We start from the raw sequence: 12,842 nt of genomic DNA on the forward strand, positions 1-12,842 counted from the left end.
CGAGAAGCCGGCGCTTGCCGTGCGGGGCCGCCCGAGACGGGCCGGGAAGCGCGCTCGCCGATGGACGGTCACGCAGTTCGCTTGCCCTATGCCGGGGTCGGGCTCGACCGGCTCGCCGTCCGGCGCAAGGACGACGCCGCGGTGGCCGCGCTGTTCGCGCACGACGCGACGCGGCTGGTTCCGATGTGGGGCGAGCGCAGCTTCCTGGCCGCCGATTCGTCGGCGCCGAACGCGCAGCGGCCGCCGTTGACGCCGGCGCTGCGCGCCGCGATGCGCGCCGCGCGGATCGACGCGGCGCTGCTGGGCGTGCGCGAGGACGGCAGCGCGCTGTTCGCCGCCGACCTCGCTCCGCTGGCCGACGGCGAGCGCGAGGCGCTGCTCGGGCCGGGCACTTTCCAGCCGCTGCGCGACATGCGCACGCGCATCGGCGAGGCCGACCTCGCGCTGCTCGGCTACGCGCGCGCGCTCTTGCACTGGCATCGCACGACCGGCTACTGCGCGATGTGCGGCGCGCCCACGCGCTCGGCCGAAGCCGGCCACGTGCGCGCGTGTCCGAACGAGCACCTGCACTACCCGCGGATCAATCCCGCCGTCATCATGCTCGTCACCTCGCCCGTGGGCGAGCCGCCGCGTTGCGTGCTCGGCCGTCACGGCGGGCTGCCGCCGCACATGTACTCGACGTTGGCCGGCTTCGTCGAGCCGGGCGAGAGCCTCGAAGAGACCGTCGCGCGCGAGGTCGCCGAAGAGGTCGGTTTGCGCGTCGACGCGATCGTCTATCAGGCCTCGCAACCCTGGCCGTTCCCGGCGCAGCTGATGATCGGTTTCCACGCGCAAGCCGCGGTCGCGCCGCTGCACGTCGATCCCGCGGAACTCGACGACGCTCGCTGGTTCAGCCTCGAGGAGGTGCGCGCGTTCGGTGAGGCCGGCGATCCCGACGCGAGGTTCACCCTGCCGCGCCGCGACTCGGTCGCGCGCTACTTGGTCGAACGCTGGATGGAGCGCTACGCCGGGGAGCGACCGCGCCCAAGCACCGCACCGTAGACCTCGATCGCGCGCCGCCGCGCGAAGGCGTGCTCGACGATCGGCTCGGGATAATCGCGGCCGATCAGGCAGCCCGCCTCGACCTGCACGAGGGGCGGCATCTCCCAGGGCGCGTGCACGTAGCGAACCGGGACGCGCGCGAGCGCCGGGAGATGCGCGCGCACGAACGTGCCGTCGGGGTCGAACGTCTTCCCCTGCAGCACCGGGTTGAAGACGCGAAAGTACGGCGCCGCATCGGTCCCGGTCGAGGCCGACCACTGCCAACCGCCGTTGTTCGCGGCGAGATCCGCATCGGCGAGGCACTGCTCGAAGTACCGCTCGCCGCGGCGATAGTCGATCAGCAGATGCTTGGTGAGAAACGAGGCGACGATCATCCGCAATCGGTTGTGCATCCACCCGGTCGCCTCGAGTTGTCGCATCGCGGCGTCGACGATCGGATAGCCGGTCGCGCCCGCGCACCAGGCGCGCCAACCGTCCTCGTCGTCGCGCCAGCGGAGCGCGCGCGCCGCCGTGACGAACGGCTCGTGCGCGACGCGCGGGTGGTGTGCGAGCAGCTGGTGGTAGAAGTCGCGCCAGATCAGCTCGCCGAGCCACGTACGGGCCTGCGCGCCGGCGTGCACGACCGCGCGAATGCCGATCGTCCCCGCGCGCAGATGCGGAGAGAGCCGCGAGGTGCCCTCGCGGGCGGGTACGTTGCGCTCCTGTCCGTACGCGTCCGCACGTTCGGCGACGAACCGCCGCAGCAACCGGTTTGCCTCGGTCGCGCCGGCGCGCGGGTACGCGCGGTTCGACGCGTGGCCGTACGCTTCGGGGCGCGGGACCGCGAGCGACGCCCCGAGCGCCGCCGCCGCGACCGTTCGTCCACGCAGCGCGCGCTGCGTCCGCAGCGGTGGACGCGGATCGGCGGCGAAACGCGCCTCCCAGCGCCGGCGGTACGGCGTGTACACGGTATAGGGCTTGCCACCGTCCTGCACGACCTCGTCGGATCCGTAATAGACATGGTCCGGCACGCCGTGCACCGCGAGTCCAGCCGCGCGAAAGAGCAGCTCGGCGCGGCCGTCGCGCGCGTGCACGTCCGGATCGGTATCGCGTCCGTAGAAGAGCGCGCGCGCATCGAGACGGCGCGCGAGCGCCAGCAGCTCGACCGGTGCGTCGCCCTCGAGCACCACCACGTCGCTACCCAGCGCGTTCAAGCGCTCGCGGAGCTCGGCGAGCGCGTCGAAGAAGAACTGGACGATCGGGGCCCCGACCCGTGGCCCGCGCAGCAGCACCGGATCGAGAACGAAGGCGCACGCGATCTCCTCGCTCGCCCGCAGGGCCGCGTCCAACACCGCATGGTCGTCGAGCCGCAGGTCGCGTCGCAGCCAGACCAACGAACGTGCTACACGCTCTCTCACCCGTTGGTCCTTCCCCGGAAGGCAGTCGCGTCCGCCCGCGGAACGCCCGGGGCGTGACGCCGATCCAGCTCACCGCCGAGCCGCTGGAGCTCCCGCTCAAGCACACCTTCACCATCACCCGTTCGTCGGCGACCGTCAGCCGCACGGTGCTCGTGCGGCTGCGCTGGAACGGCATCGAGGCGCTCGGCGAGAGCGCGCCGTCCGAACGGTACGACGAGAGCGTCGAGAGCGTCGTCGCCGGGCTGCGGGCGCACGCGCTCGGCGCGGACCCGTACGCGCTCGACCGGCTGTTGGCGGGCTTGCCGCCCGCGCAGCGGTGCGGGCTCGACCTCGCGCTGCACGATTGCGTCGGCAAGGACGTCGGCCGGCCGCTCTGGCGGCTGCTCGGCCTCGATCCCGGCGCGACGCCGGTCACCTCGTTCACCATCGGGATCGCCGCGCTCGACGAGACGCTGGCCAAGGTGCGTGAAGCCGGCAGCCACCCGATCCTCAAGATCAAGCTCGGCACCGGCGCGGAGATCGAGACGATCGCTGCGATTCGCGCCATCTACACCGGCACGATCCGCGTCGACGCGAACGAAGGCTGGACGCCCGAGCAGGCGGTGACGCTGCTGCGCGAGCTGGCGCGCTACGACGTCGAGTTCTGCGAGCAGCCGATTCCGGCCGGCACGCCCGAGCGGTTGCGCTGGATCCGCGAGCGTTCGCCGATCCCGCTGGTGACCGACGAGGACTCGGTCAACGCGAGCGACCTGCCGGCGCTGCGCGGCTGCGTCGACGGCGTCAACGTCAAGCTGGTCAAGTGCGGCGGTATCCGCGACGCGCTGGCGATGATCGCGACCGCGCGCGCGCTGGGCCTGAAGATCATGCTGGGCTGCATGGTCGAGAGCGCGATCCTGGCGACGGCCGCGGCGCAGCTCAGCCCGCTGGTCGACTGGGCCGATCTCGACGGCCCGTTCCTGACCGCGCACGATCCGTTCGCCGGCGTGACCTATGCCGACGGCAAGCTGGTCCTGCCCGACGCGCCCGGACTCGGCGTGCGCGAACGCGCGGAGGCCGTCCGCTGAGCCGCCGCTACGCGATCCTCGCGACGCACGCGTTCACCTCGCGCGCCGCCAAGATGGCGCACGGCGTCATCCGCTACGGCAGCGACGTCGTCGTCGCGGTGATCGACCCCGACTACGCCGGCCGCAGCGTGCGCGAGGTGCTGCCGTACCTCGCCAGCGACGCGCCGATCGTCGGCACGCTTGCGGAGGCGATGCGCTTCGAGCCGACCGCGCTGCTGGTCGGCATCGCGCCCGCCGGCGGCGCGCTGCCCGACGAGTTCCGCGCCGCCATCGCCGAGGCGCTGCGCGCGCGGCTCGAGGTCGTCAGCGGCCTGCACGCGATGCTCAACGACGACGCGGAGCTGGCCGCCTTGGCACGCGAGCACGACTCGCGCATCTGGGACCTGCGGCTGCCGCCCGCGGCGCCGCTCTTCTCCGGCGCCGCGTGGGACGTCGAAGCGAAGATCGTCTTGACCGTCGGCAGCGACGCCGCGGTCGGCAAGATGACCGCGTCGCTCGAGCTGTGCCGCGCGTCGCGCGCGCAGGGCGTCGAGGCGACCTTCGTGCCGACCGGCCAGATCGGGATCGCGATCGCCGGCTGGGGCACCGCGATCGACCGCGTCGTCTCCGACTTCGCCGCCGGCGCGGCCGAACAGCTGGTGCTCGAGGGCGAGCGGCGCGCGCGCGACCTGCTGTGGGTCGAAGGCCAGGGCGGGATCACGCACCCCGCCTTCGCGCCGGTGACGCTGGCGCTGCTGTACGGCAGCGCGCCCGACGCGCTGGTGCTGGTGCACAACGTCAGCCGCACCAGCATCGAAGGCTACGACGTGCCGCTGCTCTCGTACCGCGCGCTGATCCGCACCTACGAGGGGCTGTGCGCGGGCGTCAAGCCGGCGCCGGTGATCGGGATCGCGCTCAACACGCGCGACTGCGAGCCCGCGCACGCCGCCGCCGAGATCGCGCGGGCGCGCGAGGAGACGGGGCTGCCGTGCGAAGACGTCGTGCGCAACGGGCCCGACGCGCTCTACGCCGCCATCGCGCCGAAGATCGTCAAAACGGGAGTGCTGCATGTCTGAACGGCCGGCGCTGGCGCTCCTGGCGGCGTTCTTGCTCGCGAGCTGCGCGCCCAGCGCGCCGGTCGCGAGCGGCACGACGCAGCGCAACGCCTGGACCGAACCGGGCCACCTGCGCATCGGCTCGTCCGAGGAGCCCGACTCGCTCAACCCGATGTACGCCAACGATCAAGCCGCGGGCGACGTCGCGAACCTGCTCTACGAGCCGCTCTTCCGGTACGACCAGAACGGCGAGTTCGTCCCGGCCGCCGCGACGGTCGTGCCGACGCTGGCCAACGGCGGGATCAGCCGCGATGGCAAGACGATCACCTTTCACTTCCGCCACGGGATGCGCTGGTCCGACGGCGCGCCGTACGACGGACGCGACTTCGTCTTCACCTGGCACGCGGTGATGAACCCGCACAACAGCGTGCGGCTGCAGATCGGCTGGGACGACGTGCGCGCGATGCAGCTGCGCGATCCCTACACCGTGGTGGTGCGGCTCAAGGCGATCAACGCCGGGATCCTCGGCGACCTGGCCGGGATCGGCGGCTCGGGCTATCCGCCGATCCCGGCGCATCTGCTGGCCACGCTCCCCAGCCTCGACCGCGCGCCCTTCAACGCCGCCCCGATCTCCAGCGGCCCGTTCGTGCTCACCAAGTGGAACCACGGCGCCTCGCTCGAGTTCGCGCCCAACCCGTACTACTGGCGCGGCGCGCCCGGCTTGCAGCAAATCAGCTATCGCATCATCCCCAACTCCGAGACGCTGCTCTCCGAGATCCGCACGCACGAGATCGACGTCTACGACTCGGTCAGCGAGAACCAGATCGGCGAGCTGAAGACGCTGAGCGGGGTGACGATCAGCAAGCACCTCAGCGCGAACTGGCGGCGCCTGCAGTTCAACTGCGCCAAGCCCCAGCTGTCCGATCCGCGCGTGCGGCTGGCGATCGCCGAAGGCGTCGACTGGGACTGGATGCTGCGCACGATCTTCCACGGCTACGACGAGCGCGCGGCGAGCGACGTCGTGCCGACCTCGTGGGCCGCGCCGCCGATCAAGCCGTGGCCGTACGATCCGGACGCCGCGAAGCGATTGCTCGACGCCGCCGGGTGGACGGTCGGCGCCGACGGGATGCGTGCCAAGAACGGCATGCCGCTGGCGTTCTCCGTCTCGACCACCCCGGCCAAGCAGGCCAACGTGCAGGCCGAAGTCCAGATGCAGCAGCAGCTGCGCACGCTCGGCATCGCCCTGGAGATCAAGAACTACCCGACCAACCTGCTCTTCGCGCACGACGGTCCGATCTATACCGGGCGCTACGACAGCGAGTTCACCATCGAAACCAACGGCCCCGATCCGGACAACGAGGGCGCCTGGAGCGAACGCTTCATCCCGCCGGTCGGCGCCAACACCAGCTGGCTGCGCGATCCGATCATCACGCAGACCAGCCACGCCGCGCTGCTGACGTACGACCGCGCCAAGCGCCGCGCGCTGTACTGGCGCGAGGAAGCGCGCATCCACCAATTGGTGCCGGCGGTGTTCTTCTATTGGCAGAATCAGTACGCGGCCGTCAACAGCGACCTGCGCGGCTGGCGGCCGGCGACGTACTTCTCCGATCTGTGGAACGCGTGGGAGTGGCGCATCTGACGTGCTGCGTCTCATCGAGCGGCCGGAGGGGCATCCGGTGCTGCACGTGCCGGGAGCGACGCGCGCGGTCGTCTCGTGGAACAGCCCCGCGCCCAGCGGCGCGCTGGCGCTGATCGCGCACCGGGTCGACGGCAGCGTCTCCGACCCGCTGCTCTACGTGCGTTGGTCGGAGCATGAGCGCCGCTCGCTGGACGGCGCCGACACCACGACTCGCATCCAGACCGACGTCGTGCACAGCGACGTCCCGCTCTCGGGCGTGGGCATCTCGACGACGGTGCCGCTCGACGCGGTCGCCGTCGCCGCCCCGCCGCCGCCGGGTGCGCTCGCGCCGGTGCGGCCGCGCGTGAACCCGCTCGACGTGCCGCCGCTGCGGCAGGACGTCGCGACCCATCCCGAAGCGCACGGCAAGTGGTGCTCGGCCGCCGCGCTGGCGATGCTGCTGCGCTTCCACGGCATTCCGGCCGACGTGGCCGGCGTCGCGCACAGCGTCGAAGACGCGGCCTACGGCGGGACCGGCAATTGGGTGTTCAACGCCGCCTACGCCGGCGCGTGTGGGCTGCGCGGTATCGTCGCGTTCTTGCGCGGCATCGATCACGTCAGCGCGTTCGTGGCCGCCGGGCTCCCGGTCGCGATCTCGATCGCGTGGCGCCGCGGCGAGCTGTCGGACGCGCCGCTCGAGCAGAGCGACGGCCACCTGATCGTGGTGCGCGGATTCGAGCGCGGCGCGGTGCTGGTGCACGATCCGGCCCACAAGGGCGTCGCGACCCGCTACCCGCGCGCGGCGCTCGAGCGCGCCTTCCGCGGTCACGGCGGCGTCGCGTATCTGGTCGCGCCGCGCGAACGCACCACCGAGCTGGTCGTCCTGACCAACGATCCCGCCGCGTGAGCACGCAGCCGCAGCAGCGGGTGGTCGACGCGCACGACGTGCGCGACGTCCCGCTGCACCTGGTGCTCGTCGAGCCGCAGATTCCGCCCAACACCGGCAACGTCGCGCGCTTGTGCGCGGCGACCGGGTGCGCGCTGCACCTGGTGGAACCGCTCGGCTTTCGGCTCGACGACCGCGCGCTCAAGCGCGCCGGACTCGACTACTGGGACGCGCTCGGCGTCGTCGTGCACCCCTCGCTGGACGCCTTCTTCGCGGCGTTCGCGCCCGAGCGCAGCTGGCTGCTCAGCACGCGCGCGCAGCGCCGCTACGCCGACGCGTCCTTCGCGCGCGGCGACGCGCTGGTGTTCGGCAAAGAGACCGCGGGCTTACCGCAAGCGTTGCTCGACGCCCACCCCGAGCGCGCGCTGCGCATCCCGATGCGCGCCGGCGCGGTGCGCTCGATCAACCTCTCGACGGCGGTCGGCGTCGTCGCCTACGCGGCGCTGGCGACGCTGGGTTTCCCCGGACTGCGCTGACCGAAGCGCGACTCGGCCGGCAGCATGAGCGCCAGCACGAACGCCAGCAGCGCCAGGCCGCCGATCGTCAACACCGAGGTCGCGACCCCGAAGTGGTCGGCGATGGTGCCGAGCACGGGCGTGAACATCCCGCCCAGCGAGACCGCCAGCCCCAGCGTCACGCCCGACGCCAAGCCCAGGCGATTGGGCAGATACTCCTGGCCGAGCACGACGAACGACGCTTGCGCCGAGACGAAGATGAACCCGGTCGGCAACAGCACCGCGATGGCCAGCCACAAGCCGCCGCCGTGCGTGAGCGCGACCAGCAGCGGGAAGAGCAGCGCGGTCAGCCCGGTCGACCACAGCAGCACCGGCTTGCGGCCGACGCGATCGGCGATCGGACCGCCGGCGATCGTCCCGGCGACGCCGCACAACAGGAACGCGGTCAGCACCGCGCCGCCGACGGCCTTGGGCGCGTGCAGCACGTCCACGACGTAGAGCGGGATGAACGAGACCGAGCCGATGTACGCCATCGAGCGGACGACGACGTAGCAGCTCAGCTTCCAGAACGAGCGCCAATCGTCGATGCCGTTGGCGGTGCGCGTCTTCGGCTTGGCCGGCGCGAAGCTGCTCAGCCGCCGCAGCTCGAGCAGCACGAGCACGCCGACGATGGTGACCGGGATGATCGCCGCCAGCGTGCCGCGCAACGCCCACGTCGTCAGCGCGAGCGCGGCGAAGGTCGGACCGATCGCGAACCCGAGGTTGCCGCCGACGATGAACCAGCGCATTCCCGTCGCCTTCTTCTCGCCGGCCACGTAGTTGGCGAAGCGCGCCGCCTCGGGGTGGAAGCTGGCGACCCCGATCCCGCTGACCAGCGCGGCCAGGTAGAGCAGCGGCAGCGTGGGCAGCACGCCCAGCGCGGCGACGCCCGCGCCGGCCAGAAAGATTCCCAGCGCGATCAGCCACGGCATCGAGTAACGATCGGCCAGGTGGCCGATGCTGGGCTGGATGACCGACGAGGACATCGCTTGGGCGAAGACCAGCCCGGTGGCGGCCGCGATCGTGATGTGGTCCTGGGCGATCAGGTACGGCAGCAGCGCCGGGATGAAGCTCTGGTTCGCATCGTCGACGACGTGCGCGCCCGCCAGCAGCACCATGGAGCGCGGGTCGAAGCGGGACATCGAGCCTATCGTCCCATGCCTGGACGGACCGTGCATGCGAGCAAAGTCGCTCAGGCACCCCCAGGACGGAGCCGACGCAGCAGGGCGGCGAAGCGCGGGTCGCTGCGCATCGGGTCGAACTGCGGATGGTGGAGGGCCAGCACGATCCAGGGGTCGCGCTCGGTGCGGCCGCGCTCGAGCAGTCCCAGGACGTCATCCGTCTGGCCGAGCGCCTGTTGGACCAGGGCCAGGTTGGACGGCGAGACGTAGCGTCCGCGCTCGGCCAGCGCGCGCAGCTCGGCGACGATCGCGACGGCGCCGGCTCGGTCGCCCCGACCGGCCAGCGCCGTCCCGCGCAACGCCAGAAACTCTTGCTCGTAGCCGTCCGGGTGGGGCTCGTGAACCAGCTCGAGGACCTCGTCGTAGCTGCCCGCGAGCTGCAGCGCCTGAGCCAGGTAGAGCCGGGCGTGCGCCGAGGCGGCGTCGCGGGCGCGAATGGCGCGCAGCCGTTCGACCGCCTCCGGGTAGCGCCGCTCGAAGGTCAGGGTGACGGCCAGCGTCGTCTGGACGACCGTCGAGAACGGCTCGGCGGCGGCCGCCGTCGTGAGGATGCGGGTGGCCTCGGCGGTGCGTCCGTCGATCAAGTGCAGCCACGCCGCGAAGATGGCCGGATCGCTCTGGTCGGCCTCGACGGCGGCCGCCTGCGCATACCAATTCGCGGCAGCCGCGAAGTCGCGCTCGTAGTAGCACGCGACCTGACCCAAAACCAGGTACGGCTCCATCGCCGGACCGGCCAACGCCAGCGCCGTCTGCGCGGAACTTTGCGCCGGCCGATACGCTTCGTGCGGCGGCACGAACAGGTACTCGGCGGAGAGCGCGTACGCGCGCGCCAAGCCCGCGTGGGCCGCCGCGAAGCGCGGATTGACTTCCAGCGCACGACGATAGTAGTAGATGCTGCGATGCAGCGCGTCGGCGGTGCGCTTCTCGAAGAAATAGCGCGCGCGTGAGTGCCAACGCCGCGCCGCGACGTCGCCGCCGCCCATCTCGATCTGGCTCAGCGTCACGCGCGCGACGAAGCGGTAGTCGTCGCGATCGGTGATGATGAACGTCTCGCGCGGCGAGTACCGGTTGAGCACCTCGCGCAGCTGCTCGACCTCCGCGCGTATCATCGCCGGCGGCGCCGGAATGCCTTGCCCGACCACCTCGGCGACGTCGAACAGGGTGACCGTCTGCCCGGCCTTGCGCACGAAGTACTCCAGCAGCTCGAACATCCGCGGCTGCAGGCGAATCGTGGTGGCGTGGGAGTCCAGCGTGCGGGCGAACGTGTCGAGCGTGAACGGCCCGAACGCGAAAACCTCGAGCGCCTGCTCCGGGTTGGTCACCGAGCGTCCTTCTGCAAGCAGTGGCAAGGCGCTTGCCGAAATCGCGTCGGATGGCGATTCTCTCGGTGGACGCGCTCGAACGCACCGTCGTCACGTGCCGCCGCTGTCCGGAGTTGCGCGCGTACTGCGCACACGTCGGCGCGACGAAGAAGCGCGCGTTTCGCGATCAGACGTATTGGGCCAAGCCGGTCCCGGGCTGGGGCGATCCGGACGCGCGCGTGCTGCTGGTCGGCCTGGCTCCGGGCGCGCATGGCTCAAATAGGACGGGGCGCCCCTTCACCGGGGACGGGAGCGGCGAGTGGCTGTATCGCGCGCTCCATCGCGCCGGGTTCGCCAGCCAGCCGCATGCGATCGACCGCGACGACGGCCTGGTCCTGAGCGACGTCTACATCACCGCGGCCGTGCGCTGTGCGCCCCCGGCGAACAAGCCGACGCCGGCCCAGCGCGCGCGGTGCCTGCCGTACCTGCGCGACGAGCTGCGCGCCCTACGGGCCGTGCAGGTCGTCGTCACGCTTGGCAAGTTAGCCGACGACACCGTGCACTCGCTCATTCGTGAAGCGCAGGGTCAGCGCGGTCCGCGGGCACCGTTCGCGCACCTGGCCGAGAGCGCGGTCGAGCTGCCGGGCGGCCGCGCCGCGACCGTGCTGGCCTCCTATCACCCCAGCCGTCAGAACACCAACACCGGCGTCTTGACCGAACCGATGCTCGACGCCGTCTTCGCGCGTGCGCGCGCGCTGCTCACTGCTGATTGACCCGCGCACATCGTGGGTATTGCGAGTGCGACCGACGTCACGACCGTGGCGTGCGGCCGGTTTCGTGCGTGCTTGGCAGGCATACTGACTCGCGGCGCTGGGTACTTTCGCGATCGCTATGGAGTTCCGCATCGACGACAAAGACCTGAGCGCCTTCCTGGTGTACGCGAGCCGCGAGCGTAGTCTCGACGCGTCGCTGCGAGCAGCCAACCGCTACGGTCGCTCCGACGAACATCGCCGTTCGATCGACGCGCTGCGCGAGCTCAACAAGAAGATGCTCTTCCGCGAGACCCGCCGCAACTCGCACTTCTTCTGACGCTTCGGCCAAGCTCATGGGCTGGTCGCCGACGCCAGCGCGCTCGGCGACCAGCTACGCGAGCCGCAGTTGATCTTCTGCCACTTTGCTGTGATGCGCGTACGTCTTCCAGGAGATATCGTAGGCGGCGGACTGATTACCCCAAGCCGTCCACCCCTCTCGAGTTCCGCGGGCAAAAAGTTCTAGGAAGGGCCCGCGGCTGCACGCCTCAACGAGCTCATACAACTCATCCGGTTTCCGACTATGCTCACGCTTCCGCGTCTCTAGCATGTTGACTTGCCGACGACCTGGGGCTAGAGTTCGAGCATTCTTACCCTTGACTCCGAATAACACAAGCTCGGTTACGTTCCGAAAATAGAAACCCACCCCACGCCCATCAGAGCCTCCATCCTTGCGGACTTTGTGCCACACAAGGTTTGTTTTGTATCGGAAACCCCATGCTTCCATCAATCGAATCCCGTCCGGGAGCAAGGCATTCGGTACCCAGAGGTACAGGTGCGCGACGTCTGCACTAACGTCCGGCACGGGAAGCGACGCTATGTCCTCAAGCGTCATCGTTTCGTAGCGGCTGAGGCGCCTGTGTTCCGGTGCCATCTTGCCGGTTCGATTTTGAAACCGCCAAGGTGGATCGGCAAGAATAGTCCCGAACCGTTTGCCCGACGTGCATCTAAGTAAGTCGCGCGACGCTGCCTTATTCATGATTCGCTCCAATCGGATATACACGCCGGACGAATGCCTAGAGCCAGCACCGGACATCCGCCGTTCCTACCAGAATTGAGTCGATAGAGCAACTTGCCCATCCACGTCGTGCTCGCGCCGTACTTAGCCGCCGTCGGCTTTGGATCGCCGTCCTCGTTGACGGCAATCTTCCCCGTCTTTGTGAGCGCTGGTCCAAGCTTTTGAAACACCGGGTTAAGGTCGCCTGAACGTGTCACCAGGACCGCAGCATCGATGATGCCACACTCCCAGAACGCGCGAAACGCGTAGAGATCCCGGTCAAACGTTTGGTCCTTGCTGTTCCACTCCAAGTCGAACGCAACGCGCTCCTTCACGTAATCGATCTTGTGCGCGTCGATGAAGCGCTCGCGCGTCGTCTCTGCCGACTTCGAACCGCGCGAGCGCACGAGTGTTCCGCGACGATTGAGACGCGTCGTCTCTTCAAGCCAGGTTAGATAGACTCGCAAGTCCGCGCGAATAACCGTTTCATGCCATCCGTCTGGTCGAAGCATCGCGCTAAAGGCCTTGGGAATATCTGACTCGTTCCCGCCGGGCATGCGAATCTGGGTCGTGGTCAGGGTAAACGAACCGAGCGCGGCCAAGAGCTGCTCGAATTCAGCCTGACGAGTTTCTGAAAGTATAAGTGCCGCATTGCGGTAACTGTACACCTCATACTTTTCCAAAATGTGAACCGGAAGCTTCGAGCGGACGAGAGCCGGAGGGTCCGCATTCTCGTTCGGCGCCGAGGCGACATCGGAACTCTCAACAAGGAGAGAAAAAGCGTCGTCAATTTCGGCGTCGCCAGACCCGAGATCGTCGTCCAAGCTACCCCCAATACCCGACCGACCGGCTGGCCCTCGCCGCCGGATCTGGCGCGTGAATCGAACACGCGTACGTTGTTGTTATCCTATGCTCTTCTGGACGTTTCGTCAACGCGTGTCAGCCGAACAAGTCCACCGG

The 12,842-nt window shown here is 69.7% G+C and carries 12 protein-coding genes; 8 read left to right on the top strand and 4 right to left on the bottom strand.

Translation table 11 applies throughout. The features are described from left to right. The first annotated feature begins 60 nt into the window (after nucleotides 1-60). Nucleotides 61-1,041 (top strand): NAD(+) diphosphatase, encoded by a 981-nt coding sequence (gene nudC, locus VMD91_11650; protein HTW84715.1) that lies wholly within the window; start codon nucleotides 61-63, stop codon nucleotides 1,039-1,041. Here nudC and VMD91_11655 read toward each other — a convergent pair. Next, nucleotides 1,002-2,414 (bottom strand): deoxyribodipyrimidine photo-lyase, encoded by a 1,413-nt coding sequence (locus VMD91_11655; GenBank protein HTW84716.1) that lies wholly within the window; start codon nucleotides 2,412-2,414, stop codon nucleotides 1,002-1,004. The two genes, nudC and VMD91_11655, sit on opposite strands and share 40 nt — an antisense overlap. A gap of 77 nt (nucleotides 2,415-2,491) precedes the next feature. Here VMD91_11655 and VMD91_11660 point away from each other — a divergent pair, with 77 nt between their 5' ends. From VMD91_11660 to VMD91_11680, 5 genes are read left to right on the top strand one after another with little or no spacing between them, the layout of a single operon-like run. Continuing rightward, nucleotides 2,492-3,502, top strand: coding sequence for a dipeptide epimerase (locus VMD91_11660; protein HTW84717.1), 1,011 nt, complete (start codon nucleotides 2,492-2,494; stop codon nucleotides 3,500-3,502). A 53-nt stretch (nucleotides 3,503-3,555) separates the two neighbouring features. Next, nucleotides 3,556-4,557, top strand: coding sequence for a DUF1611 domain-containing protein (locus VMD91_11665; GenBank protein ID HTW84718.1), 1,002 nt, complete (start codon nucleotides 3,556-3,558; stop codon nucleotides 4,555-4,557). After that, nucleotides 4,550-6,175: a peptide ABC transporter substrate-binding protein gene (locus VMD91_11670; protein HTW84719.1), complete on the top strand. Its 1,626-nt coding sequence runs from the start codon at nucleotides 4,550-4,552 to the stop codon at nucleotides 6,173-6,175. The genes VMD91_11665 and VMD91_11670 overlap by 8 nt, the downstream gene beginning before the upstream one ends. A 1-nt stretch (nucleotide 6,176) precedes the next feature. Continuing rightward, complete coding sequence (locus VMD91_11675; GenBank protein ID HTW84720.1) at nucleotides 6,177-7,061, top strand: C39 family peptidase; 885 nt, start codon at nucleotides 6,177-6,179, stop codon at nucleotides 7,059-7,061. After that, on the top strand, nucleotides 7,058-7,576 hold the full coding sequence (locus tag VMD91_11680; GenBank protein ID HTW84721.1) for a tRNA (cytidine(34)-2'-O)-methyltransferase: 519 nt from the start codon (nucleotides 7,058-7,060) through the stop codon (nucleotides 7,574-7,576). Before VMD91_11675 ends, VMD91_11680 begins: the two co-directional genes overlap by 4 nt. Here the strand turns inward: VMD91_11680 and VMD91_11685 are convergent. Together VMD91_11685 and VMD91_11690 are read right to left on the bottom strand one after the other, a co-directional pair. Continuing rightward, entirely contained in the window at nucleotides 7,534-8,736 is a 1,203-nt protein-coding gene (locus tag VMD91_11685) for an MFS transporter (GenBank protein HTW84722.1), read from the bottom strand. The two genes, VMD91_11680 and VMD91_11685, sit on opposite strands and share 43 nt — an antisense overlap. A 50-nt stretch (nucleotides 8,737-8,786) precedes the next feature. After that, nucleotides 8,787-10,097 (bottom strand): hypothetical protein, encoded by a 1,311-nt coding sequence (locus tag VMD91_11690; protein ID HTW84723.1) that lies wholly within the window; start codon nucleotides 10,095-10,097, stop codon nucleotides 8,787-8,789. A gap of 50 nt (nucleotides 10,098-10,147) precedes the next feature. Here VMD91_11690 and VMD91_11695 point away from each other — a divergent pair, with 50 nt between their 5' ends. Together VMD91_11695 and VMD91_11700 are read left to right on the top strand one after the other, a co-directional pair. Further along, a complete protein-coding gene (locus tag VMD91_11695; GenBank protein ID HTW84724.1) occupies nucleotides 10,148-10,849 on the top strand; it encodes a uracil-DNA glycosylase in 702 nt (233 codons plus the stop codon). Nucleotides 10,850-10,967: 118 nt separating this feature from the next. After that, nucleotides 10,968-11,165 (top strand): hypothetical protein, encoded by a 198-nt coding sequence (locus VMD91_11700; protein ID HTW84725.1) that lies wholly within the window; start codon nucleotides 10,968-10,970, stop codon nucleotides 11,163-11,165. A 695-nt stretch (nucleotides 11,166-11,860) separates the two neighbouring features. On the opposite strand, the gene VMD91_11705 is transcribed toward VMD91_11700, so the two are convergent. Beyond that, nucleotides 11,861-12,706, bottom strand: a complete 846-nt coding sequence (locus VMD91_11705) for a BglII/BstYI family type II restriction endonuclease (GenBank protein ID HTW84726.1) — start codon at nucleotides 12,704-12,706, stop codon at nucleotides 11,861-11,863. Between the last annotated feature and the right edge of the window lie 136 nt (nucleotides 12,707-12,842).

Source organism: Candidatus Sulfotelmatobacter sp., from assembly GCA_035504415.1.
Taxonomy (GTDB): Bacteria; Vulcanimicrobiota; Vulcanimicrobiia; order Vulcanimicrobiales; family Vulcanimicrobiaceae; genus Vulcanimicrobium.